The following is a 21,827-nucleotide window of genomic DNA, read 5'->3' as shown; positions in this document are numbered from 1 at the left end:
CGCTTTACAAATCGCCGAAATCTCGCCCTCTGGTGTCGACACAATTTCCTGTTTGTGGGTAAACTCAGCCTATCTACGAGCAGGGGAGCAACGCGGCCCTGCCAACGTGAGCGCATTGCGTGACATGACAACAAAAAAAGAGAACATCTTATGTACCAAGATCTGATTAGAAATGAGTTGACGGAAGCGGCTGAAGTTCTGAACAAGTTCCTCAGCGACGAGCACAATCTTGCCCAAATTGAAGCGGCAGCAAAAATGATTGCTGATTCATTCAAACAAGATGGCAAAGTTCTCTCTTGTGGTAATGGTGGTTCCCATTGTGATGCAATGCACTTTGCCGAAGAGCTAACCGGTCGTTACCGTGAAAACCGCCCGGGTTACGCTGGCATTGCTATCTCTGATCCGAGCCACTTGTCTTGTGTCAGCAATGATTTTGGTTACGAATACGTCTTCTCACGTTACGTTGAAGCGGTTGGTCGTAAAGGTGATGTGTTGTTTGGTCTGTCTACTTCAGGCAACTCTGGCAACATTCTTAAAGCGATTGAAGCGGCAAAAGCGAAAGGGATGAAAACCATCGCGCTCACCGGTAAAGATGGCGGCAAAATGGCAGGTCTGGCAGACGTTGAGATCCGTGTCCCACACTTTGGTTACGCCGATCGCATTCAGGAAGTACATATCAAGATCATCCACATCATCATTCAATTGATCGAAAAAGAGATGGAATAACAGAGGCTTTGCCTCTTCTTTGCAGGGAGTTGTTTTAGCATGTGCGAATTGCTCGGTATGAGCGCGAATGTCCCCACTGACATCTGTTTCAGTTTTACGGGATTGATGCAACGTGGCGGGAAAACTGGGCCACATCGCGATGGTTGGGGGATTACCTTTTATGAAGGAAAGGGCTTTCGCACCTTTAAAGATCCCAAACCGAGCTGTGAGTCCAAAATCGCTGAACTGGTGCAAAGTTATCCGATCAAAAGCTGTTCGGTGATAAGCCATATTCGTCAAGCTAACCGTGGCGGTGTTTCGCTGGAAAATACCCACCCATTTACCCGTGAGCTTTGGGGACGTTACTGGACATTTGCCCACAACGGTCAACTGAGTGATTACCACACGCTTGATTCTGGTCGACATCGCCCTGTTGGACAAACCGACAGTGAAAAAGCATTTTGTTGGCTGCTCAACCAGTTAGAGCGACGCTATCCTGAAACTCCACAAGATATGGAAAGTGTTTTCACCTATTTGGCCTCATGCTGCGAAGTGCTAAAGGAAAAAGGGGTGTTTAACATGCTGATGAGCGATGGGGAATATGTGATGACCTATTGCACCAATCATCTGTACTGGATCACGCGTCGCGCCCCGTTTGGCAAAGCCGCTTTACTGGATGAAGATGTGGAGATCAACTTCCAAGAAGAGACCACCCCTAACGATATTGTTTCGGTGATTGCTACTCAGCCTTTGACGGGCAATGAAGCATGGCAACGAATGAAGCCCGGTGAATATGGCCTGTTTCACTTTGGTGAACGGATTATCACCAATGCGCCACAACTCAAAGATGTGCCGTTTGCTGCGCCAAAGCCCAGTTGCCAAGCGCCGACAGAACCACTGGAATAATCAAGATAAAAAGGTTGCGCAAAGCAACCTTTTTTCTTTCCAATGAATCACTTGCACTATTCGTCCGCTGCGTAGCCCGATGCGCCAAGCAGCAAGCCATCGAGATAGGCCGCTCCATTTTTCATTACCAAGCGTTCGTCAGCCAGCCATTTGACTACCAAAGGGTAAATATTGTGTTCCTGAGTTTGCACGCGTGCGGCGAGCGTCGCGGCATCGTCATCCGTAAACACCGGAACTTTGGCTTGTAAAATGACAGGGCCGCCATCGAGTTCTTCTGTCACAAAGTGCACGCTGGCTCCGTGTTCACTATCCCCTGCGTCAATGGCGCGTTGGTGAGTGTGTAAGCCGGGGTATTTCGGCAATAACGACGGATGAATATTGATCATTTTGCCTAAATAGTGGCGCACAAACTCGCCACTAAGAATTCGCATGTAGCCGGCGAGGGCGATGATATCTGGCTGATAAGTGTCGATTTTCTCCATCAACACTTGGTCGAAATCCGCTCGATTAGCAAAAGGTTTCGGATCAACAAAATGGGTCGCCACATCAAATTGCCGCGCGCGTTCAAGGCCGTAAGCCTCTGCTTTGTTAGAAAACACCGCGCGAACTTGGGCGTTAGTGATGGAAGATTGGCAGGCTTCAAGGATCGCCTGAAGGTTGCTACCGCTACCGGAGATAAGTACCACGATATTTTTCATCTGGGTGTCAATGTCCTGGTGAGTCTGTTTATTGCGCTAAAGAGTGGCAGAATACCTAACTCTTTCAGGGTTTTTAGTGGCGTAAATAGCAGAATGAGGACATAAGTCCTCATTCTGTTTGTTTGCCGTCGGCTGAAGGATCAGTGAATCTCAACCTGCTCTTCGCCGCTTTCCGCTTTCGCGATCGCGCCGATAACCCAAGCGTTTTCACCTTCCTCTTGCAGCAGTTTCACTGCGGCTTGTGCTTGCGCTTGTGGGAGAGCGATAATCAGGCCAACACCACAGTTGAATGTGCGATACATTTCGTGTGTGTCTACGTTGCCTTTCTCTTGTAGCCATTGGAAGATCACTGGCCATTGCCAGCTCTTGCCATCAATCACCGCTTTGGTGCCTTCAGGCAGCACGCGTGGAATGTTTTCCCAGAAACCACCACCAGTGATGTGCGAAATTGCATGAATGTCGTGTTCAGCAATCAGTTTTAGACCTGACTTAATATAGATTTTCGTGGGTTCCAGCAGGTGCTCGCCAATGGTACGTCCTGCCAGTTCTTCGTTCTTGTCTGCGCCAGACACTTCAAGAATTTTACGGATAAGCGAATAGCCGTTTGAGTGTGGGCCACTTGAACCGACGGCGATCAACGCATCGCCAACCGCCACTTTACTGCCATCAATGATCTCTTCTTTTTCGACCACGCCAACGCAGAAACCGGCGACATCATAGTCTTCGCCTTCATACATTCCTGGCATTTCCGCGGTTTCACCACCGATCAGAGCGCAGCCCGCCTGTACGCAACCATCCGCAATGCCAGAAACCACGGCCGCAGCGGTATCTACGTCCAGCTTGCCTGTCGCGTAGTAATCAAGGAAAAACAGAGGTTCAGCGCCTTGCACAATCAGATCGTTGACGCACATCGCGACTAAGTCGATGCCGATGGTGTCGTGTTTGTTCATATCCAGAGCGAGACGCAGTTTGGTTCCTACACCGTCGGTGCCCGACACCAAAACTGGCTGCTTGTATTTAGTTGGCAGTTCGCACAGTGCGCCGAATCCACCAAGGCCGCCCATGACTTCAGGACGACGTGTGCGCTTAACCGCACCTTTAATACGTTCGACTAGGGCGTTGCCTGCATCGATGTCTACACCAGCATCTTTATAGCTCAGAGAAGAGTTATTACCACTCACGGGGAAGTCCTCGTTTTAAGTTGGATATGAAAACGGCGCTATTCTACCAGTGCTCGAATATAAAGAGCAAACGTTTGCGCGAGTTTTTTTCTTGCGCTTTGTGACGAGAAATTCGTGACGAAATCGTTTATAATCGGTCAGTTTGTTTAAAATTTATCTATATTGCCGGAGATAGACATGAAAGTTGTTGAAGTAAAACATCCTCTTGTAAAACATAAGATTGGTTTGATGAGAGAAGGTGATATCAGCACTAAGCGTTTTCGCGAATTGGCAACGGAAGTTGGCAGTCTTTTAACCTACGAAGCCACTTCCGATTTTGAAACGGAAAAAGTGACTATTGAAGGTTGGAATGGCCCAGTTGCTGTCGATCAAATCAAGGGTAAAAAGGTCACGGTTGTGCCAATTTTACGTGCGGGTTTGGGAATGATGGATGGCGTTTTGGAGCACATGCCAAGCGCACGTATCAGTGTTGTGGGTATCTACCGCGATGAAGAGACACTTGAGCCAATCCCATATTTCAACAAGCTTGCTTCTAATATGGAAGAGCGCATCGCTTTGGTGGTCGATCCTATGTTGGCGACTGGCGGCTCGATGATCGCAACCATCGACCTTTTGAAAGAGAAAGGGTGTCAGCAGATTAAAGTGCTGGTTCTTGTCGCGGCTCCTGAAGGGATCGCCGCACTGGAAAAATCACATCCAGATGTTGAACTGTATTGTGCGGCAATCGACGAAAAATTGAATGACAAAGGCTACATTGTCCCAGGTCTGGGTGATGCGGGTGACAAAATCTTTGGTACCAAATAAGCCAAAGTAAAACTCGATTGCAAATAAAAACGCCTGGCAGCAATGTCAGGCGTTTTTATTTATACGAGATGAAAGTAGAACTTAGCTTTTCGCTTCGACTTCCTCTTCCATTTGCGCGTTATCCACCACGTGATTCTCGCCCAGGTCTTGTGGCAGGATCAGGTTGAGTGCGATGGCAACGATGCCACAGAGGCTAACGCCTTGTAGGCTGAACTCACCAATACCAAAGGCCATGCCACCAATACCGAACACCAGTGTGACGGCAACAATCACTAGGTTGCGTGACTTGTGCAGGTCAACATGATTTTTGATCAGCGTGTTGAGACCGACAGTCGCAATTGAGCCAAACAGCAAGATCATGATGCCGCCCATCACAGGTACGGGGATGGTTAGTAGGAGCGCACCGAGTTTACCAACCAGAGCGAGGACGATGGCGGTGATTGCAGCCCAAGTCATGATGACCGGATTAAACGCTTTGGTCAGCATAACCGCGCCTGTCACTTCACTGTAGGTGGTATTTGGCGGTGCACCGACCATAGAAGCGGCGATGGTTGCAATTCCGTCACCGGCAATCGTGCGGTGTAGACCGGGTTTTTTCAGGTAATTTTTGCCCGTCACGTTGGAGATCGCCAACATATCACCGACGTGTTCTACGGCGGGAGCGATAGCCACTGGGATCATGAACAGAATCGCGTTGATGTTGAACTCTGGCGTGGTGAAGTTTGGCATAGCGAGCCACGCTGCTTGAGCGACGGGCGTGAAATCAACCACGCCAAAACCTAAGCTGACCGCGTAGCCTGCGGCGATGCCACCACAGATAGGCAGAAGCTTCAGGAAACCTTTGGCAAACACGCTCATGGCGATGGTCACCAGCAGAGAAATGGAAGAGATCCACAGCGCGGCATTGCCATCGACCAGTTGTACTGCGCCATCGCCGGTTTTACCGAGAGCCATATTAACGGCAACGGGTGCCAGGCCGAGACCGATAACAATGATCACCGGACCTACCACCACAGGTGGCAGCAGTTTGTGAATGAACTCCACGCCACGGATCTTGATAAAAGCGCCAAGAATGATGTAAACAAATCCCGCCGCCATCAGGCCACCCATGGTTGCCCCGATCCCCCAAGCTTGGATACCGAACATGATGGGAGCGATAAAAGCGAAAGAAGAAGCAAGGAAAATAGGCACGCTTTGGCGGGTGATCAGTTGGAATAGTAATGTGCCGACACCTGCACCAAACAGAGCGACGTTCGGGTCAAGTCCAGTCAGCAAAGGCACAAGCACCAAGGCACCAAAGGCGACAAACAACATTTGCGCGCCCTGTATCGCGTTTTTCATAAAGGTTCCCTATTAACAAATATGCAGATAAATTCGCGGGATTCTATCACTTTGCAAACGATTGCTAACTAGTTTTGATCAATTTTTTCCAATAATGGTGCTGTTTGCTGAGATCTTATGCAACCGTGTGGCGATTTTTCATTAAACAAAGAAATAGAGCCTATCTCTGCGGTTTTCTTGCTCATGGTTTGATAGTTGCTTATCATCTTACTTCCCACGCAGTAAGTTAGGAAAAGTATGCGCTATTTAGCTTTATTGATGATCGGCTGGTTGGCTTTGCCGGTCTACGCGTTGACCCAGGTTGATATTTATCGTGCTGAAGTGGCTATTGATGCTGAAAAAAGCAATGGTGAAGAGCTGGCTCGTCAGCAAGCGATGCAGCAAGTGATTGTTAGGGCGTCGGGCTCGGTCGATTCGGTGAACAACCCGGTGGTGAGCAAGGCGCTGCAAGCAAGCGCACGTTATATCTCCCAGCTTAGCTACGGCAAGCTTGGTGAGCAGACGTCAGTGAAGCTGCTCTTTAATAGCGCGCAGATCCGTGCCTTACTGACCCAGGCGCAATTGCCTTTTTGGTCGGAAAATCGCAATAACTTGTTGGTTTGGTTGGTGGAAGAGCAAAATTATGACCGCGCGATCGTCTGGGAGCATTCCGGTGGTAGTGTCGTTGATGGGCTAAAATCTGCGGCTCGTGAGCGTGGTTTGCCACTCACTATGCCGATCGGTGATTTTGATGATATTACTGGCATTGCTATTTCAGATTTGTGGGGCGGCTTTGTGCAACCCATCAGTCGTGCCAGTCAACGCTATCCGGTTGATGGCGTGTTGGTGATTCGCGCGCAAGGCAATCAGTTACGCTGGAGCTTATACGATCAACCGCCAGAAGTGATGGAAACGGCAAACCAAGTGCCGATGACAGGTTCAGCAAACGGTGAGGATGCGAGTGCAACTCTAATCAATACCATTGCGGACTTTTATGCCAAGCGCAGTGCTGTGCTGGTATCTGGTGAATCCTCGCAATCAGTTGTGGTGAAATTTCTCAATATCAATAATGCCATCGACTTCTTTAGTTTAGAGAAAGCATTAACGGCGTTCAATTCTGTGGCAAGCCTCGACATTCTTAAAATCAAAGGCAATGAGCTGACTCTGCGTGTTCACTTGCTCGCCTCGCAAGCGGCATTTGAAAAAGAAGCGGAACAGTTGCCGCATGTGGTGAAGTTTGACGACCCGCTATCGAGCCCGGTAGAGGAAGAGACATTGGACTCAGATCCGGCAGCCCTTTCTCCTGAAGAGGGCGCGGCTCCGTCAACGCAAATCCCCCTGCCAGCACAAGATATCAGCGTTACGGAAACCGTTGCTGAGCCTCTATCCAATGGCGATCCCTTAGTGTATGAGTGGCAAGGCCGCTCTTAGAATCCCAATGCGATATTTTGGATTAAAAAAACGCCAACTTAGTTGGCGTTTTTGCATTGAAGCTAAACAGTAAGAAAAACTACTGCTTACCCATTTTCTCGTTGCCAAACTTGGCTTTCTCTTCTTTTTCGATCTGCGACAGTTTTTGCAGTTTCAACCCCAGTTCTTGGCCGCGCGTGCGGGCATACAGGATATTTCCCGCAAAGCCAAGTGCGGTGAGCAGCAGTTCAACCAAAGCCAGCCACCTTTCACCTCCATCCACATACAAGATGGTCAACGCATGCAGAAAGTAGAGCATTAACACAAAGTTAGCCCAAGCGTGCGTGTAAGGTTTCCCCGCAATAATGCCGGGAAGGGGCAACAGTAAAGGGATACACCAAGCGATCGCTAACGCCGTGCTGCTCAAATGTGGATGAGGAGAAAGAGCCAGTTGCCACAGGGCGACCCACGCCAGCAACGCCAAATTGCCAAACAGCGCCAAATAGCGAAAGCGACGCGTCTTGGCGCCCATAGAGAATGAGGACATTTACGACTCCTTTTGCTTACTGGCGATCTGTGCCAGACGTTTTCCTAGTTGCTGTGCCAGTTGGCTCTCTTCTGTAGTCAAGGTGGCTTCGTGGCCGACACTGCTCGCACCATAAGGTGTTCCGCCAGAGCGAGTTTGGTGCAACAGTGGTTCAGAGTAGGGAATGCCCAAGATCAACATGCCGTGATGCAAAAGGGGTGTCATCATGCTCTGTAACGTGGTTTCCTGCCCACCATGCATGGTGGAGGAAGAGGTAAACACGCAGGCAGGCTTGTCTATCAGATCGCCATTGAGCCATAAGTGGCTGGTTTGGTCCCAAAAATGTTTCAGTGGGGCAGCCATATTGCCAAACCACACCGGACTACCCATCGCCAGCCCGTCACACTGTTTCAACTCGTCCAGAGTAACCACAGGATCGCTCGCTTGCTGTGAGCTAGCGGTCAGTTCTGCTACGGTGCGCAAAGTCACTTCACATCCGTTTACGGAGGCAGCGCCACGGGCGATTTGTCGCGCCAACAGTTTGGTTTTACCGTGGCGGCTGTAATAGAGAATGAGAATATGCGTACTCATTGGCAGTTATAGAATCTCCAACACCGCTTCAGGCGGGCGACCGATGCGCGCTTGGCCATTTGCAACCACCACTGGGCGTTCGAAGAGCGCAGGGTGCTTCGCCATGGCGGCGAACAGTTGTTCATCACTGGCTTCGGCCAATTGCAGCTCTTTGTAGAGATCGTCTTTGGTGCGCATCATGTCCCGTACGGAGTCAAGGCCAAGTTGTGCGAAAAGAGTTTGTAACTGCTCGATGTCCAAAGGCGTTTGCAGATATTTCACCACTTCGGGAGTTACCCCGTTTTGCTCAAGTAGTTCTAGCGTTTGGCGGCTCTTTGAGCAGCGAGGATTATGATAGATAACGACTGACATGACATTCTCCATTTCATTATTGTAAGGCGAGGAAGCGATCGCGCTGCACCATCAGTTGATCAATGCGCGCATCATACCTCGCTTGTTCTAAGCTACCCAAAGTGGCCAGTTGGCTGGCTTGGGTGTAGTACTGAATTGCTTTGTTCCAGTTGGCTTGCAGCGCCAAGATCTCTGCTCGTGCCGCCAAATCTTCACCGCTGTTACCTTGACTGATATTGGCGCGCGAAAGCAAATGCCATCCATTGGTATCTTCAGGATTATCATGGGTGTAGCGCTGAAGTAGACGAACGGCTTCGGCGGTTTTTTCCGCTTCAAGCAACGCGTTGGCGTAGTTTATCGTCAGCACCGGGTTGTTGGGAATGCGTTCGAGCGCACTTTTAAGCATAGTTGCCGCTTTCGGTGCTTGTTTCTGCTCGATGTAGAGGTCTGCAAGCGCGTCCAAATAAAAGACGTTGTTGGGATCGGCTGCGCTTAACTTGAGTAAAATCTCTTGCGCTTCGGTAAGCTCTTTTTTGTCGAGATGGATCAAAGCTCTTCCATATTCAAACGCGGCTTTGAGCGCAGGATCGGCTTTTTTTTGTGTACGAGCAAACCAGTCCATTGCCGCGTCGGAATCAATACCTGCGTAGCGCGCGACGATGCGTGCCCGAGCCAAATGGTAATCCAACGACGGCATCTCGCGCAGCGGAGGATAGCTTTGTGCTCTGGCTCGGCTGTCGGTGATGCGATCTTCTGGTAGTGGGTGCGTCAGAAGCATAGGCGGAGGTGTGCTGGCGTAGCGATACTCATCGGCCAGACGAGAGAAAAATCGCGGCATCGCTTGGGCATCATAGCCCGCTTTGGCTAGGGTGTTGATACCAAAACGGTCCGCCTCTTTCTCATTGCTGCGGGTGTAGTTGATTTGGCTTTGCATTGATCCCGCTGTGGTGGCGGTGATGGCTGCAATTCCAGCTTCTGGCGCGGCGATCGCCAATAATAAAGCCCCAGCCAAGGCCGCCAACGTCGCGGGGGAACGTCGAGCTTGTTCTTCCATACTGCGCGCAAGATGCCTCTGAGTGACATGGGCAATTTCATGGGCAATCACAGAGGCCAGTTCGCTTTCGGTACGAGCATGCAAAAACAACCCGGAATGCAGTGCCACATAGCCGCCGAAGAAAGCGAATGCGTTGATATTGCGATCACGAATCATAAAAAAGCGGAATGGGGTTTTGACGTCATTGGCATTGGCTACCAAGCGATGGCCGAGCGTGTCGATGTATTGATTGAGGAGCGGATCGTTAATGATCGGCTGACTGCTGCGCAGCATGCGCATATAAGCATCACCATAAATGAGTTCTTGGTCAATCGACAAAGTGGCACCGGCGGCAGTGCCGATGTCTGGTAAGTTCAATGTATTGGCAAAAAGTGGTGCCGGGGTCACCAGACTCATGGTGATAGAGAGGCTTAGCAAGCTGCGAGCGCGTTTTAACATAGTAATCATTGAGTCTCCATATGGCTGCAACATTAAGACCCGCGGGCATAAAATTGGTTTCGTAAATAATCAGTAAAGAAAGCACAAACGAAGTGCCAAAACACCGGAGTAAACTTGGAGAAAAGCTGGCACCGGCAAAAAAACGCTTTACAATAACACGCCTATGATAAGCAACGGACAAAATAATGGAACCCACACAATTGGATCTCCGAGCGCATCGTTGCCCAATGGCCTTGTTGTTGGCTAAGCGCCACAGTGCAGAGTTAGTTAAAGGAAGTCAATCAGTTATTCTGATTTCAGATCAAAGTTCCCTGCAAGATATTGTCAGATATTTGCAAGCCCAGCGCTTTGAGGTTGAAACTCAGGTAAAGTCCGACTTTTATCTCCTACGTATTTTCAAAAAGGATGTGTCGTCAAATGTTTGAAATGATAAGCCGCTGGTATAAGCGACGTTTTTCAGATCCTCATGCTGCCAGCTTAGTCGCCATTTTGCTGTTCGGTTTCATCACCATCTACTTTTTTGGTCATCTCATTGCTCCGCTGTTGGTCGCCATCGTGCTTGCGTATTTGCTTGAATGGCCAGTAGCACAAATGCGTCGTCTCGGTGTGCCTCGTACCATCGCGGTCGTGACGGTGATCCTGCTGTTCATCGGCATCATGCTGGTGGCGTTGTTTGGCCTGATTCCGACTATCTGGACGCAGGTCGGCAACTTGATCAATGACATTCCTAGTATGTACACCGGTTTGCAAAAGTTCATCGCTACCTTGCCAGAGCGTTACCCGGAGTTGGCCAATTTACAGATTGTTGAGTCGATTGCCACCAACGCGAAGAACAAAGTGTTAGGTATGGGGGAAAGCGTGGTCAAAGGCTCGCTGGCCTCTTTGATCAGCATAGCGACGCTTGCGGTGTATCTGATCTTGGTGCCGTTATTGGTATTTTTCCTGCTCAAAGATAAAGATGAAATGATGAGCATGGCCAGCGGGTTGTTGCCGAAGAACCGCCGTTTGGCCAACAAAGTGTGGCATGAGATGAACGAGCAGATCTCCAACTACATTCGTGGCAAAGTGCTGGAGATTTTGATTGTCGGTGGCGTCAGTTACGTCACTTTTGCGGTGCTTAACCTGAGATACTCGGCGCTGCTTGCTGTCGCGGTCGGCCTTTCGGTACTCATCCCGTATATCGGCGCCGCGGCTGTCACCGTGCCTGTTGCGATTGTGGCACTCTTTCAGTGGGGGATCTCTAGTGAGTTTTACACTTTGCTGATTGCCTACGGCATTATTCAAGCGCTGGATGGTAACGTATTGGTGCCTGTACTATTTTCTGAAGCGGTGAACCTGCATCCGGTGGCGATTATTGTTGCCGTGTTGGTGTTTGGCGGGCTTTGGGGATTTTGGGGCGTCTTTTTTGCTATTCCGCTGGCGACATTAGTCAAAGCGGTGTGGAAAGCGTTGCCAAGCCAAGAAGGGCAAGAAGTCGCGGAATAAAATTAAGCCCGGTGAATGTCCGGGCTTACTCTTTCTAGTTTGCAATACCTTGATGCTAGCCTTGTGCGTTAAGGTAGTTGAGAACCACTTGGTGGTGATCCTTGGTTTTGAACTTGTCAAACACCTGCTCGATAACCCCTTGCTCGTTGATTAAGAAACTGATGCGGTGCAAACCGTCGTAAGTTTTTCCCATGAATTTCTTCAATCCCCATACGCCAAACTGTTCAGCGACTTGGTGGTCCTCATCCGACAGGAGCGTGAAGTTGAGGTTGTCGCGCTCAATAAATTTTCCGAGACGTTTCACCGGATCGGTGCTGACACCCAAAACCACCACATTGTGCGCGTCAAGTTCAGCCTTTACATCTCTTAGCCCCTGCGCCTGTACGGTGCAGCCGGGTGTCATGGCTTTGGGATAAAAGTAAAACAGGACTTTCTTGCCTTTGAAATCGGCCAAAGAGACAGTATTTCCATTTTGGTCGAGCAAAGAGAAGGCGGGAGCTGGCATGCCTGCTGTCAGCGTATTCATGATCGGGCTTCCTTTTTATAGTGTGTTTTTAATGAAGTTGAGTGAACCTTGTACGCTGAGCTTGGTACAAAGATCATTAAAGTCTTCTTGTAGTTGCATTAAGTTGCATTCGCTGTTGACCGACGCAGTAATCGCAATGTGGAACTGATCTTTCTCCAACTGCACCAGAGATTTGTCAATGGTTTGAGCACTGAGCATCGACAACCCAATTTGTTTGTCAGCAAAAAACTGGGTGAACTGTTCGGTGAGGCCGACGCGATCATCTGACTCGATAAACACCTCCAGCGTGTAGCAATTACTCAAGGGGTTGTGCGGCGAGGTGCGTTTCATGATGGTAATGAGATCTTGCTCCTGACCGAGTAACGGCAGGGTGGTTTCGACTCTGGCAATGCCGTTACTGCTGCCAGAGAGCAGCATGATCAAGGTGAACTCATTGCCAAACATGGCAATACGGCTGTCAATGATATTGCACCCTGCCTGAGTGACCAAATGCACGACTTGGTTGCAAATCCCCGGTCTGTCGGTACCCATGGCAGTAATTACCAGATGTTGAGTCATAGCGTTGCTCTTATTGTTCGTTTTCATTTTTCGCAGGATGGTAGCATATCCATTTGTACAAAATGTCGAGTAAGTTCGTTTTTTTATGCAAACGAAAAATATCGACCACTCTTCACCAAGCGCTGACAAGAGGCCCATCTCAAGTAACTATAGTCGAGCGCGAGAGCCTTTTCCCCCAAGGGAAAGTCACAGAAAGCCATATCAATTCAAATATTCATCCACTTGTACTCAGGAAGCGAGTTTGCGCTCTTGTTTTTTTCAATCGCCTTACAGTACCATGCATGAAGAATCAAATGAGGGAGAAAGACATGTTATCAGGAAGTATCGTTGCGTTACTCACGCCGTTCAAGCCAGATGGCGAAGTAGATTTTGATGGTCTACAAAAGTTAGTTGAATATCATATTGCGGCTGGCACAAACGGTATCGTGGCTGTGGGGACCACAGGTGAGTCTTCTACCTTGACGGTGGAAGAGCACGTTAAAGTAGTTAACAAAACGGTCGAATTCGTCAATGGTCGAATCCCTGTTATTGCTGGTACGGGTGCCAATGCCACCCATGAATCGGTCACATTCAGCCGTTTGCTGAATGATTCAGGCATCGATGCCTGCCTAAGCGTCACTCCTTATTACAACAAACCGACTCAAGAAGGTTTGTATCTGCACTACAAAGCCATTGCTGAAGTCAGCACGGTACCACAAATTCTGTATAATGTGCCGGGCCGCACGGCGGTTGACCTTTTGCCAGAAACCGTGGCGCGTTTGGCTGAGATCGATAACATCATTGCGCTTAAAGATGCGACTGGCGATTTAAAACGAGTTGCTCTTCACCGTGAACTTTGTGGCGAAGATTTTATCTTACTCAGTGGTGACGACGCGACTGGGCTGGATTTTGTTAAGCTCGGTGGTCAAGGGGTGATTTCTGTAACCAACAATATTGCGGCGAAAGACATGGCCGACATGTTCCGTTTAGCAAGAGAAGGTCGCTTTGAAGAAGCGGAAATCATCAACCAACGTTTAATGCCACTGCACAAAAACCTGTTTGTCGAATCAAGCCCAATTCCAGTCAAATGGGCCGCGCAACAGCTTGGCTTAATTGAGTGTGGTCACCTTCGTTTACCGCTGACTGAATTGTCAGAAAAAGCGCAGCCAATTGTTGCCAAAGCAATGACCGACGCTGGTATTTTCTAAGATAGATGTAGTAACGCCGGAGCATTCTCCGGCGCTTTAGGAGTTTCAATGAAGTTTTCTCGTCAGTTAGTGCTTAGCTCGCTGGCTGTTTTAGTGCTCACTGCTTGTTCAAGTAGTCCAACTCAACGTCGTCAAGCCAAAGACGATTTTACCTATCTGGAAACCGCTGATTTACAAACGTGGAATCTCCCCGAAGGCGCGACGGCGCAGTTTTATCCCAATTTTGATATACCACAGGGTAATTTTAGCGGCGGGATAGGCCAAGAGGTCGACATTCGTCCACCACAGCAGATTTTGGAATTGATCCCAGGCGCGCGCTATGAACGCAACCAAGGTGAGATCACGCTATGGCTGATCAAACAAGAAGAAGCGGAAGAGGTTTGGCAAACGGTGCTAAACATGCTGGCGGAGCGTCAAATCCCTATCGAGACCAGCTCAGAGACGCATGTTGAAACGGGGTGGCTGGTTTGGAAATCGGAAGATGAAGAGACCGATATCGGCAGCCGTTACTCAGTTGACCGTTTTGAAGCCAACAATCGTTACGGTTTTCGCATTAGCTTGATTGATTGGCGGGAAGGTACGCAAATAAAACCGGTCACCTTAACCAATAAAGAGCGCTACAACGTCTTTATGACCAACCTCGTCACCTCGCAATATGATCAAAACAAGCGGGACGAAGCACAGCGTAAAGCGCAAGAGTTGGTCAAGCAGATCCCCATTACCATGGGCAGCGATCGCAGCGGATTCCCAGTGATTATCGCGCGCACGCCATACAATGTGTTATGGCAGCGTTTGCCAACGATTTTACCGCGTATCGGTTTTAATATCGAAGAGCGCAACCAGTCTCAAGGGACGCTAAAAGCCAAGTACGCGTCACCTGATGATGAGTTTTGGAATGAGATTGGCGTGAAACCGATGGAGCTTAAATCCGGAACCTACACGTTTTTGTTTGGGGATTTGGGTAACCGAACCTCCATTAACGTGACCAACTCTGCGGGTAAGCCCGTGGAAGAGGAACTACTAAAATCCCTCGCACCAGTATTGGCCGCCGTGGCTAAGCAAGAGTAGCCGCCATAGTAAAAGCGCTTATTGATTTAAGATTGAAAGCCGCGTGTCGAAAGACATTCGGCTTTTTTACTTTTGCGATTGCTGACAAATGGCTGTCACAGTGTGTTAGCAATAGGATCGATACGGTGATGAAAGACAAAAGTGTGATGTAGCCTAGTTTGCAATTCCGCTCATAAAGGCAATTTTGTGTAGAATTAAAACTCAGACCAAATTGCCACAAGAGCACCGACTTCGCCATGCCTAGCAAATTCTCGCAGTTAGTTCAGCGCTTTACCCGCGTTGCAAAACCTATCCGTTATACCATTTATCTGCTCTTCGCTTATGTTTTGTATGCGCTGAGTTTGGGCGTCATCCTACCAGCGGTGATAGAGAATAAAGCGCCGCCGATGCTGGCTCAGCAGCTAGGTCGTGAAGTGAAACTCAACCAAGTTGCTATCAACCCATTTTTATTGCGGGTGCGTGTTGACGGTTTTGCCTTGCAAGAAGCCGATGGCGTGCAAGCGTTCAGTCAGTTTGAACGCTTAGAGCTGCAATTGAGTTTTTGGCGCAGCCTATTCACGCTGACGCCGACGCTAGAATACGTCACGCTCTCGGGCCCTCAAGTGCGCATACAGCGTCTGCAACAAGATAACCAAGTGCGCTTTAACTTCAGTGACATCTTGGACACTTTGGCTCAGCAAACGCAGCAAGTTCAACCACCATCGCCGCAAAGCACAGAATCCTCCCTTCCCGCGTTACGTATTGAAAAAATAGAAATCGCCAGTGGGCAATTCCATTTTCAAGACCAGTTAACCGGGGCGCAATTGAACTATCAAGGGCTCAACTTGCATTTGCAGCAGTTTGACACTCAATCGATGCATCTTGTGCCAGCGGACAATTCGCCGAAGCCGACCAAGGAAACGCAGGCCAATCAGTACGCTTTTGCTATTCAGGGAGCAGATAAGAGTGAGTTGCAACTCAGTGGCCAGTTTCAATTGCAACCTTTGTTCGTCGAAGGGACGGTTAAGCTGCAAGGGTTAACGTTGCCACCATTTTGGCCATTTGCCAAAGATCAGATGGATGCGGCGGTCACCGATGGCGTGGTTAACTTTTCTGCCCACTATCTGGCGCAACAAGCAGAGGGAGATTTTCTTTTTGCAGTGAGTGATGGGCAATTTCAGTTGAGCGACCTCACGGTCAGCGCCGAGCAGCAGGCTAAAATCACGTTGCCTCGTTTGGCCGTGCAGGATATCCGGCTCAGTAGCCAAACGAAGGATATTGATATTGCTGCGATTGAGCTACAAGGGCTTTGGCTTGACGCCGAGTTCTCCGATCAAGGGCTCGATCTGCAACGTTTGTTTCGCTTAAAGAATCAGCCCGCCGCCAAGGTAGAAGCCACCGCTGTCGAAGACAACAGCGATGCTGATAGTGCGTGGTTGGTTCGACTTGAGCAATTCTCATTAAGTGAAACAGACCTCAATCTCAAGGAACAAGCGCAAAGCTCAGGAGTATTCTGGCGTGTTTATCCGCTGTCGCTTGTTGCTGGACCAGTAAGCAGCGACCTCAGTGCTGCGGTTGATTACGAGTTGTCACTGGGGCTGAGTTCTAGTACGGCAGCGCCGCCACAAACGGCGCGCGGTGAGGTGACCACCCGAGGCAGTCTCGATGCGAAAGCGCTGAGCGTACAAGGGGAGATGGCAATTGATGGGCTCGATCTCACTCAATTGCAACCGTATCTGACGCCATATGTGAATATCGATTTCTCGCAAGGAAAATTGTCCAGCCAAGGGCGTTATCAGGCAGATGCAAACGGACAAGCAAGTTATCAAGGCACATTGTCGATCGATCAGCTGCTGCTTAAAGATGGCATGCACCATCAGCCGTTGGTGAAATGGCAGAAGATGGCGATAGATTCGCTCCATTTCGATGCGCAAAAGCATGCGTTGGACATTCAGACCATCCATTTTAACGCGCCTTACGCCAAAGTAATGATTGCGCAAGATAAGCAGACCAACATTGGTCATTTGCTGGTCCAGCAGAGCGATACGCAAGAAGAAACGGCCATTAGTGTGCAGAGCGATGAAGCCTCTGTGGCGTCCAAACCGCTGGCTATCGACATTCAAGCCATCACCATTACCAATGGGGCCGCCTATTTTGCTGATGAGTCGCTGACGCCAAATTTTGCATCTGGTATTGAAGCTTTACAAGGCAGTGTGCGTCATCTCTCTTCGACGCCCGGCACCAAAGCGCAGGTCGATATTAGCGGAAAAATCGATAGATATGCGCCAGTGACACTCAAGGGGGAAATCAACCCTTTGATTGAAAAGCCTTATTTGGATCTTGATTTACTGTTCAAAAGCGTTGAACTAACCTCGGTGAACCCCTATTCGGGCACTTATGCGGGCTATTACATCGACAAGGGACAACTGACGCTGGCACTCAATTATCAATTGCAAGAGGACCAATTGCTCGGGAACAATCATTTGGTGATTGATCAACTGCAACTGGGTAAACCCAGCGAGTCGGATCTTGCGACCAGTCTGCCGATCAGTTTGGCGATTGCGTTGTTGCAAGACAAAGACGGAGTCATCGATCTGGGCTTGCAAGTGTCTGGCGATGTCAACGACCCAGACTTCAGTGTGGGCGGTATTATTTTGCAAGCGATCAGCAATGTGATTGTCAAAGCCGTCAGTGCGCCGTTTTCACTGCTAGCGGACTTGGTTGGCGCCGATGAGGAGCTCAATCTCATTGCCTTTGACTCTGGTTCATCGACGCTAAATGCGAAGGAGCAAGAGCGGCTCAGTACGCTCGCCCAGGCCTTGTCATCGCGTCCCAAACTAAAAATTAGCGTGGCCGCTTCAGTGGCACTCGCGCAAGACAGTAAAGCGCTAGCCGAGCAGCAGTTGCAGCAGACGTTATTGCAAAAAAGTGGCTTAGAGACGCTGCCGAGCGATTTTAGTGCCAGTCGACTCTCTGACTCTAAGCCCCTGTCTCAAGCGGCAATGGCTCTGGCTGAAACTCAGTTATCCTTGGATATCGATCAAGAACGTAGCAAAGTCGCCGCGCAGTTGGCTGAAAAAGCGGGTGAGGGGGCGGTGTTAGCGGAACAAGTGGAAACCACTCTCATGATCGGTCTTTATAATCAGCTGCTAAATTCCATAGAGATCAGCAAAAATCAATTGAGCAATCTGGCTGAAGCACGCGCTAAAGCCGTCAAAGCGTTTTTGGTGGATGAGGCTCAATTGGCACCAGAAAGGGTTTTTCTGCTCGACAGTAAAACGCAACTGCGCAGCGAAGAGAGTGCGGTAGAACTCTCAGTCAGCGCAGACTAACGCTTCGCCTTCGTGAAAGCACAGCCACTGGCCTTACGGCTAAGGTCAGTGGTTGCGTTTCTCGTCATCAAGCTGGTGAGCTTTTTTGTCCAGCTCGTTGAGTTTGTCTAAGTCACTTTTATCGCGCTGTTTGTCGATCTGACCTATTTTCATTTTGGCCGTGTACTTGAGCGCCGCAATATTGCCGATGATAACGCTTAGCACAATAAAACTGATGACCCAAGGATTGGTTAAAATCTCTTTCATGTCGCCTCCGGCGGACAAATATTGGCGATAAATTGATTGTAGATGAGCGTCAGGTTTTCCAGAACACACGCCACTCCATCAATTGGATGCGCGTTTAATTGTCGCTGCAAATCGTTGATGGAGAACTGGGCTAAACAGCATGTGGCCGTTGCAATATGGCTGATGTGCCAAGGCTCGCTGGCCACGCCGCCCCGATCTCGCCGGTAGGGCAGGAAAAAGCCATAGTGAGAGACGTTTTGGCTGAGCCAGTGCGAAAACTCTCGTTGGTGGCCACGAGTATATTCCCAAGGTTCAAGCTGTAATGAAACGCCGTCTGGCAGCCGATCACGGGCATAGACATCAAAATCGCAGCCCCAGTGATGACGGCTGGCACCTGGCAGAGCAGACCAGCGCAGAATGGCCAGCATTTTCTCCTGCTCACTCAAAGAGGCTTTGTCCAGAGGCTGCGAATTTTGGTCTAAGATCGCCTTTGGACCGGAAAACTTGCCGTTCCAAATGGATTTTTGCCGAGCAAAATCGCGAAAGCCACTGGCAATTTCCATCTGAAAACCCGCACACTGAGCCGCTTGCACCAAAGTTTGCAGATCGCGCTCGACTTGAGGATGAAGCAAAATGGATTGGGTGCCCACTTGTGCGTCGATCAAGTGAGTATCTACATAACCGGTGAGCTGCTCAGGTGTCATCATGCCAATAGATGCTCCAGCGTTTTCTGGTACATGTCGGTCAGCTTTTCCAGATCATCGATTTTGACGCACTCATTGACTTTATGAATGGTCGCATTCACAGGACCAAGCTCTACCACTTGTCCACCCATGCGGGCGATAAAGCGTCCGTCTGAGGTGCCACCTGTGGTCAATAGTGCAGGCTTGGTTTGATTAACCTCATCCACAGCGGCAACCACGGCGTCTAGCAACGCGCCAGTGTCGGTTAAAAACGGGTCGCCATTGAATGTCCATTTCAGTTCATAGTTCAGATCGTAGCGGTTGAGGGTCGAGGTGACACGCTCGACGATGGTGTCATTATTCAGCTCGGTGCTAAAACGCAGGTTGAACTGGACATGAAACTCGCCCGGAATCACGTTAGATGCGCCGGTGCCTGCTTGGAGGTTAGGGATCTGGAAGCTGGTCGGCGGGAAGAACTCGTTGCCTTGGTCCCACTCGGTGGTGGCCAACTCGTGAATCGCCAGCAATGATTTGTGGACTGGGTTGTCAGCAAGATGCGGGTAAGCGACATGACCTTGCGTGCCTTTGACGGTAAGATCGCCAGTAATGGAACCACGACGGCCGTTTTTCACCACATCACCGACGATGGCGGTGCTTGAGGGCTCACCGACAATACACATATCAATGTTTTCATCGCGTGCCATCAAGGTTTCCACCACGCGCACCGTACCGTTGATAAACGGCCCTTCTTCATCAGAGGTGATGAGAAAACCGATCGAACCTTTGTGGTCTGGGTGCTGCGCAATAAAACGTTCGGTCGCGACCACCATGGCGGCCAGAGAGCCTTTCATATCGGCCGCGCCACGGCCGTATAAGTAGCCGTCTTTTTCTGTTGGCTCAAAGGGAGGAGTGTGCCATTGATCCAACTTGCCCGCCGGAACCACGTCGGTGTGGCCAGCAAAAGCAAACAGCGGCGCTTCACTGCCACGACGTGCCCAGAAATTGGTGGTGTCTTCAAACACCATTCTTTCGATTTCAAAGCCAAGCGCTTGCAATCGCTCGATCATCACGTCTTGGCAACCTGCATCTTCAGGTGTAACGGATTGACGGCTAATGAGGTCTTTGGTTAAAGCCAGTACGGGACTGTCTGTCATCCTTGATAATCCTTAATCAGTGAAAAATTTGCTGATATTGTTCGGCTTTAAAGCCGATATGTAATTGGTTGTCAACACGCAGAATAGGACGTTTGATCATCGCTGGCTGTTCGACGAGCAGGGCAATTGCACTTGCTTCCGTGAGGCTCTCTTTTTGCTCAGCGTTGAGTTGACGGAACGTGGTGCCGCGTTTGTTCAGTACTTGTTCCCAACCGAGCTGCTGACAAAATTCTGCGACCATCTCTGAGCTGATGCCCTGCTTGCGAAAATCGTGAAATGCATAGCTAAGGTTTGCCTCGTCCAGCCACTTTTTCGCTTTTTTTTATCGTGTCACAATTGGGGATGCCATACATGGTGATGGTCATGAGTTCTTCCTTCGAGCTGAATTATTATTTTGACTCTGCATCCTACCAAGAAGCCGTAGAACACTCAAAACTTGCGCAAGAATATTTTGTTGCTGAAAAAAAATCGTACTTTCTTGAGTGTGAATGGAAGGTTATTGATCCGCCTCAACAAAAGGCCGAGGAAAAAAGAAATAATGAATCAGCACAAATTTAGGAGGTGTCAATGGAATTGAGTCCTGTTTTTGCAAGGCGATTATATCTCGCCTTGTTGGTGGAGAACCTAGAAAGGCCAAATGTGCCTAAGTTGATCGAGCAAACGGGTTGGCCTCGTCGTACGATTCAAGATGTACTGAAGGCACTGCCGGGGATCGGCATTGAGCTGATGTTTGTTCAAGATGGGCGACGTCACAATGATGGCTATTATCAACTCTCTGATTGGGGGCCGTTTGATAGTCAGTGGGTGATGGAGCGTGAGAAAGACATCGCCACTAGCCTTGGATTTCGTGCTTAAGCCAGCGTTTGCTGGCTTTTTTCTTGTTCGCCATCTCGCTTTAATCTTTACGGCTCTCTTGCGCGTCGCAGTAATAAGCTGTGCCAAGCAGGCTTACAGAAGTAATGAAATTTTGCGTGGTGATAACATAAATGGTGTTGGCACCGAGCCGGTGAGCATTATTTTTTAGCTGATTGACGGCGCCTTGGATCAAGACGTCGTTAGCAAAAAACAGGTAGCTGTACCAATGACCTTCACTGCCAGTCACAGTCCCAAGATAGTGACAGCTATCGGGATTAAACTGTCCATCAAGGCGGATTTCTAAGCTTTCAGACTCAGTCGTTGCTTTATTGAGTGGTGTGCTACATGCGCTTAATAGGCCTAAACTGGCTAAGGCGACTACTGAACGTTTTAACATCTTAATTTCCTATCCAGAGATAAACGGCAAAACCAAGCCAACTGAGAGCGAGCAGTACCCAAGGCAGCTTTTGCGTTGTTGGCTGAGGAGTATCAACCATCTCAACGTTGTCTTCTAGCGCTAAATTGGTGTGGCTGTCACTTTTGAGCCTGAGCTGTTTTTTTCTCGCTTTGTCTGCTTGGCGATGGCGCTCTTTCTGCTGCTTTTTATACAGAGCGATACCTTTTTCGATGCCTTGGGCGATGAGTTTGGTTTGCTCTTTGGTCTGGCCTGGCTTTTGCGTGGCTCGGGCTATCTTGAGCGCTTCTTGTTGCGACTCGGGGGAGGGCGTTAGGGTATTTCTTTTCATCTTTGTCTAAATCATGTCAATTCCTTAAGGCAGTCTAACCTTCTCGGGTTACTAATTGAATCTTTT

Annotated in this window: 25 protein-coding genes and 1 pseudogene; 11 read left to right on the top strand and 15 right to left on the bottom strand. The window is 49.4% G+C overall.

The genetic code is table 11. From position 1 onward, the window contains the following. Positions 1–150: 150 nt before the first annotated feature. A complete protein-coding gene (gene lpcA / locus EA26_RS16700; RefSeq protein WP_039430250.1) occupies positions 151–726 on the top strand; it encodes a D-sedoheptulose 7-phosphate isomerase in 576 nt (191 codons plus the stop codon). 39 nt (positions 727–765) lie between these two features. Next, a complete protein-coding gene (locus EA26_RS16695; RefSeq protein WP_039430248.1) occupies positions 766–1,611 on the top strand; it encodes a class II glutamine amidotransferase in 846 nt (281 codons plus the stop codon). A gap of 56 nt (positions 1,612–1,667) precedes the next feature. Here EA26_RS16695 and purN read toward each other — a convergent pair whose 3' ends face one another. Both purN and purM read right to left on the bottom strand, forming a co-directional pair. Beyond that, positions 1,668–2,309 carry a phosphoribosylglycinamide formyltransferase gene (purN, locus tag EA26_RS16690; protein WP_039430247.1) on the bottom strand — a complete coding sequence of 214 codons (642 nt, stop codon included), beginning with the start codon at positions 2,307–2,309 and terminating at the stop codon, positions 1,668–1,670. Positions 2,310–2,449: 140 nt separating this feature from the next. Then, positions 2,450–3,490, bottom strand: a complete 1,041-nt coding sequence (purM, locus tag EA26_RS16685; RefSeq protein WP_039430245.1) for a phosphoribosylformylglycinamidine cyclo-ligase — start codon at positions 3,488–3,490, stop codon at positions 2,450–2,452. Between the two features lie 177 nt (positions 3,491–3,667). On the opposite strand from purM, the gene upp reads away from it, so the two are divergent. After that, positions 3,668–4,294 (top strand): uracil phosphoribosyltransferase, encoded by a 627-nt coding sequence (upp, locus tag EA26_RS16680; protein WP_039430243.1) that lies wholly within the window; start codon positions 3,668–3,670, stop codon positions 4,292–4,294. 81 nt (positions 4,295–4,375) lie between these two features. Here the strand turns inward: upp and EA26_RS16675 are convergent, their stop codons facing one another. Next, positions 4,376–5,635: a uracil-xanthine permease family protein gene (locus EA26_RS16675; RefSeq protein WP_039430242.1), complete on the bottom strand. Its 1,260-nt coding sequence runs from the start codon at positions 5,633–5,635 to the stop codon at positions 4,376–4,378. 237 nt (positions 5,636–5,872) lie between these two features. On the opposite strand from EA26_RS16675, the gene EA26_RS16670 reads away from it, so the two are divergent. After that, entirely contained in the window at positions 5,873–7,045 is a 1,173-nt protein-coding gene (locus EA26_RS16670; RefSeq protein ID WP_039430240.1) for a DUF2066 domain-containing protein, read from the top strand. 79 nt (positions 7,046–7,124) lie between these two features. On the opposite strand, the gene EA26_RS16665 is transcribed toward EA26_RS16670, so the two are convergent. Genes EA26_RS16665 through bepA form a run of 4 tightly spaced genes read right to left on the bottom strand, consistent with a single transcriptional unit; the run spans position 7,125 to position 9,963 of the window. Beyond that, complete coding sequence (locus EA26_RS16665) at positions 7,125–7,571, bottom strand: DUF2069 domain-containing protein (protein ID WP_039430239.1); 447 nt, start codon at positions 7,569–7,571, stop codon at positions 7,125–7,127. Next, positions 7,572–8,141: an NAD(P)H:quinone oxidoreductase gene (gene wrbA / locus EA26_RS16660; RefSeq protein ID WP_039430238.1), complete on the bottom strand. Its 570-nt coding sequence runs from the start codon at positions 8,139–8,141 to the stop codon at positions 7,572–7,574. Between the two features lie 6 nt (positions 8,142–8,147). Next, a complete protein-coding gene (gene arsC, locus EA26_RS16655; protein ID WP_039430236.1) occupies positions 8,148–8,492 on the bottom strand; it encodes an arsenate reductase (glutaredoxin) in 345 nt (114 codons plus the stop codon). 16 nt (positions 8,493–8,508) lie between these two features. Next, positions 8,509–9,963, bottom strand: coding sequence for a beta-barrel assembly-enhancing protease (bepA, locus tag EA26_RS16650; protein WP_039431617.1), 1,455 nt, complete (start codon positions 9,961–9,963; stop codon positions 8,509–8,511). 185 nt (positions 9,964–10,148) lie between these two features. On the opposite strand from bepA, the gene EA26_RS16645 reads away from it, so the two are divergent. Both EA26_RS16645 and EA26_RS16640 read left to right on the top strand, forming a co-directional pair. After that, complete coding sequence (locus EA26_RS16645; protein ID WP_039430235.1) at positions 10,149–10,388, top strand: sulfurtransferase TusA family protein; 240 nt, start codon at positions 10,149–10,151, stop codon at positions 10,386–10,388. Beyond that, positions 10,381–11,448, top strand: a complete 1,068-nt coding sequence (locus EA26_RS16640; protein WP_039430234.1) for an AI-2E family transporter — start codon at positions 10,381–10,383, stop codon at positions 11,446–11,448. The genes EA26_RS16645 and EA26_RS16640 overlap by 8 nt, the downstream gene beginning before the upstream one ends. A 55-nt stretch (positions 11,449–11,503) precedes the next feature. Here EA26_RS16640 and bcp read toward each other — a convergent pair whose 3' ends face one another. Beyond that, positions 11,504–11,974: a thioredoxin-dependent thiol peroxidase gene (gene bcp / locus EA26_RS16635; RefSeq protein WP_039430233.1), complete on the bottom strand. Its 471-nt coding sequence runs from the start codon at positions 11,972–11,974 to the stop codon at positions 11,504–11,506. Between the two features lie 15 nt (positions 11,975–11,989). Then, positions 11,990–12,532 (bottom strand): glycine cleavage system transcriptional repressor, encoded by a 543-nt coding sequence (locus EA26_RS16630; protein ID WP_039430231.1) that lies wholly within the window; start codon positions 12,530–12,532, stop codon positions 11,990–11,992. A 308-nt stretch (positions 12,533–12,840) separates the two neighbouring features. Between EA26_RS16630 and dapA the strand changes: the two genes are divergently transcribed. From dapA to EA26_RS16615, 3 genes are all read left to right on the top strand, one after another. Then, the gene (gene dapA / locus EA26_RS16625) at positions 12,841–13,719 is read left to right on the top strand and encodes a 4-hydroxy-tetrahydrodipicolinate synthase (protein WP_039430229.1); all 879 of its coding nucleotides are present in this window, start codon (positions 12,841–12,843) and stop codon (positions 13,717–13,719) included. Between the two features lie 48 nt (positions 13,720–13,767). Further along, entirely contained in the window at positions 13,768–14,787 is a 1,020-nt protein-coding gene (gene bamC / locus EA26_RS16620) for an outer membrane protein assembly factor BamC (protein ID WP_039430227.1), read from the top strand. A 236-nt stretch (positions 14,788–15,023) separates the two neighbouring features. Next, positions 15,024–18,098 (top strand): DUF748 domain-containing protein, encoded by a 3,075-nt coding sequence (locus EA26_RS16615; RefSeq protein ID WP_039430225.1) that lies wholly within the window; start codon positions 15,024–15,026, stop codon positions 18,096–18,098. A gap of 45 nt (positions 18,099–18,143) precedes the next feature. On the opposite strand, the gene EA26_RS16610 is transcribed toward EA26_RS16615, so the two are convergent. The 4 genes and pseudogenes from EA26_RS16610 to EA26_RS16595 all read right to left on the bottom strand — a co-directional run bounded on the left by EA26_RS16610 (position 18,144) and on the right by EA26_RS16595 (position 20,525). Then, positions 18,144–18,344 carry a DUF2897 family protein gene (locus EA26_RS16610; RefSeq protein WP_039430223.1) on the bottom strand — a complete coding sequence of 67 codons (201 nt, stop codon included), beginning with the start codon at positions 18,342–18,344 and terminating at the stop codon, positions 18,144–18,146. Further along, positions 18,341–19,027: a M15 family metallopeptidase gene (locus EA26_RS16605; protein WP_039431614.1), complete on the bottom strand. Its 687-nt coding sequence runs from the start codon at positions 19,025–19,027 to the stop codon at positions 18,341–18,343. Before EA26_RS16605 ends, EA26_RS16610 begins: the two co-directional genes overlap by 4 nt. Next, entirely contained in the window at positions 19,027–20,160 is a 1,134-nt protein-coding gene (gene dapE / locus EA26_RS16600) for a succinyl-diaminopimelate desuccinylase (protein ID WP_039430221.1), read from the bottom strand. The genes EA26_RS16605 and dapE overlap by 1 nt, the downstream gene beginning before the upstream one ends. Positions 20,161–20,176: 16 nt before the next feature. Then, positions 20,177–20,525 (bottom strand): annotated as a pseudogene (locus tag EA26_RS16595) (ArsC family reductase). On the opposite strand from EA26_RS16595, the gene EA26_RS16590 reads away from it, so the two are divergent. Together EA26_RS16590 and EA26_RS16585 are read left to right on the top strand one after the other, a co-directional pair. Beyond that, on the top strand, positions 20,524–20,718 hold the full coding sequence (locus tag EA26_RS16590; protein WP_039430219.1) for a hypothetical protein: 195 nt from the start codon (positions 20,524–20,526) through the stop codon (positions 20,716–20,718). The pseudogene EA26_RS16595 and the gene EA26_RS16590 overlap by 2 nt on opposite strands. Before the next feature lie 9 nt (positions 20,719–20,727). Then, positions 20,728–21,015 carry a winged helix-turn-helix domain-containing protein gene (locus EA26_RS16585; protein WP_039430217.1) on the top strand — a complete coding sequence of 96 codons (288 nt, stop codon included), beginning with the start codon at positions 20,728–20,730 and terminating at the stop codon, positions 21,013–21,015. Between the two features lie 40 nt (positions 21,016–21,055). Here the strand turns inward: EA26_RS16585 and EA26_RS16580 are convergent, their stop codons facing one another. Both EA26_RS16580 and EA26_RS16575 read right to left on the bottom strand, forming a co-directional pair. Beyond that, positions 21,056–21,412: a DUF4156 domain-containing protein gene (locus tag EA26_RS16580; RefSeq protein WP_039430215.1), complete on the bottom strand. Its 357-nt coding sequence runs from the start codon at positions 21,410–21,412 to the stop codon at positions 21,056–21,058. A 1-nt stretch (position 21,413) separates the two neighbouring features. Further along, on the bottom strand, positions 21,414–21,761 hold the full coding sequence (locus EA26_RS16575; RefSeq protein WP_039430214.1) for a DUF2956 domain-containing protein: 348 nt from the start codon (positions 21,759–21,761) through the stop codon (positions 21,414–21,416). Positions 21,762–21,827 lie beyond the last annotated feature (66 nt).

The organism is Vibrio navarrensis (assembly GCF_000764325.1).
In the GTDB taxonomy this organism is placed as follows: domain Bacteria; phylum Pseudomonadota; class Gammaproteobacteria; order Enterobacterales; family Vibrionaceae; genus Vibrio; species Vibrio navarrensis.
Note: the sequence above shows the minus strand (reverse complement) of the source record. Positions and strands in the feature narration are given on the sequence as shown.

Excerpts from the sequence above, each read along its gene's own strand:
- lpcA (WP_039430250.1), top strand. The coding sequence starts at position 151 with ATGTACCAAGATCTGATTAGAAATGAGTTGACGGAAGCGGCTGAAGTT.
- EA26_RS16695 (WP_039430248.1), top strand. The coding sequence starts at position 766 with ATGTGCGAATTGCTCGGTATGAGCGCGAATGTCCCCACTGACATCTGT.
- purN (WP_039430247.1), bottom strand. The coding sequence starts at position 2,309 with ATGAAAAATATCGTGGTACTTATCTCCGGTAGCGGTAGCAACCTTCAG.
- upp (WP_039430243.1), top strand. The coding sequence starts at position 3,668 with ATGAAAGTTGTTGAAGTAAAACATCCTCTTGTAAAACATAAGATTGGT.
- EA26_RS16675 (WP_039430242.1), bottom strand. The coding sequence starts at position 5,635 with ATGAAAAACGCGATACAGGGCGCGCAAATGTTGTTTGTCGCCTTTGGT.
- EA26_RS16670 (WP_039430240.1), top strand. The coding sequence starts at position 5,873 with ATGCGCTATTTAGCTTTATTGATGATCGGCTGGTTGGCTTTGCCGGTC.
- EA26_RS16665 (WP_039430239.1), bottom strand. The coding sequence starts at position 7,571 with ATGTCCTCATTCTCTATGGGCGCCAAGACGCGTCGCTTTCGCTATTTG.
- wrbA (WP_039430238.1), bottom strand. The coding sequence starts at position 8,141 with ATGAGTACGCATATTCTCATTCTCTATTACAGCCGCCACGGTAAAACC.
- arsC (WP_039430236.1), bottom strand. The coding sequence starts at position 8,492 with ATGTCAGTCGTTATCTATCATAATCCTCGCTGCTCAAAGAGCCGCCAA.
- bepA (WP_039431617.1), bottom strand. The coding sequence starts at position 9,963 with ATGTTAAAACGCGCTCGCAGCTTGCTAAGCCTCTCTATCACCATGAGT.
- EA26_RS16645 (WP_039430235.1), top strand. The coding sequence starts at position 10,149 with ATGGAACCCACACAATTGGATCTCCGAGCGCATCGTTGCCCAATGGCC.
- EA26_RS16640 (WP_039430234.1), top strand. The coding sequence starts at position 10,381 with ATGTTTGAAATGATAAGCCGCTGGTATAAGCGACGTTTTTCAGATCCT.
- bcp (WP_039430233.1), bottom strand. The coding sequence starts at position 11,974 with ATGAATACGCTGACAGCAGGCATGCCAGCTCCCGCCTTCTCTTTGCTC.
- EA26_RS16630 (WP_039430231.1), bottom strand. The coding sequence starts at position 12,532 with ATGACTCAACATCTGGTAATTACTGCCATGGGTACCGACAGACCGGGG.
- dapA (WP_039430229.1), top strand. The coding sequence starts at position 12,841 with ATGTTATCAGGAAGTATCGTTGCGTTACTCACGCCGTTCAAGCCAGAT.
- bamC (WP_039430227.1), top strand. The coding sequence starts at position 13,768 with ATGAAGTTTTCTCGTCAGTTAGTGCTTAGCTCGCTGGCTGTTTTAGTG.
- EA26_RS16615 (WP_039430225.1), top strand. The coding sequence starts at position 15,024 with ATGCCTAGCAAATTCTCGCAGTTAGTTCAGCGCTTTACCCGCGTTGCA.
- EA26_RS16610 (WP_039430223.1), bottom strand. The coding sequence starts at position 18,344 with ATGAAAGAGATTTTAACCAATCCTTGGGTCATCAGTTTTATTGTGCTA.
- EA26_RS16605 (WP_039431614.1), bottom strand. The coding sequence starts at position 19,027 with ATGACACCTGAGCAGCTCACCGGTTATGTAGATACTCACTTGATCGAC.
- dapE (WP_039430221.1), bottom strand. The coding sequence starts at position 20,160 with ATGACAGACAGTCCCGTACTGGCTTTAACCAAAGACCTCATTAGCCGT.
- EA26_RS16590 (WP_039430219.1), top strand. The coding sequence starts at position 20,524 with ATGAGTTCTTCCTTCGAGCTGAATTATTATTTTGACTCTGCATCCTAC.
- EA26_RS16585 (WP_039430217.1), top strand. The coding sequence starts at position 20,728 with ATGGAATTGAGTCCTGTTTTTGCAAGGCGATTATATCTCGCCTTGTTG.
- EA26_RS16580 (WP_039430215.1), bottom strand. The coding sequence starts at position 21,412 with ATGTTAAAACGTTCAGTAGTCGCCTTAGCCAGTTTAGGCCTATTAAGC.
- EA26_RS16575 (WP_039430214.1), bottom strand. The coding sequence starts at position 21,761 with ATGAAAAGAAATACCCTAACGCCCTCCCCCGAGTCGCAACAAGAAGCG.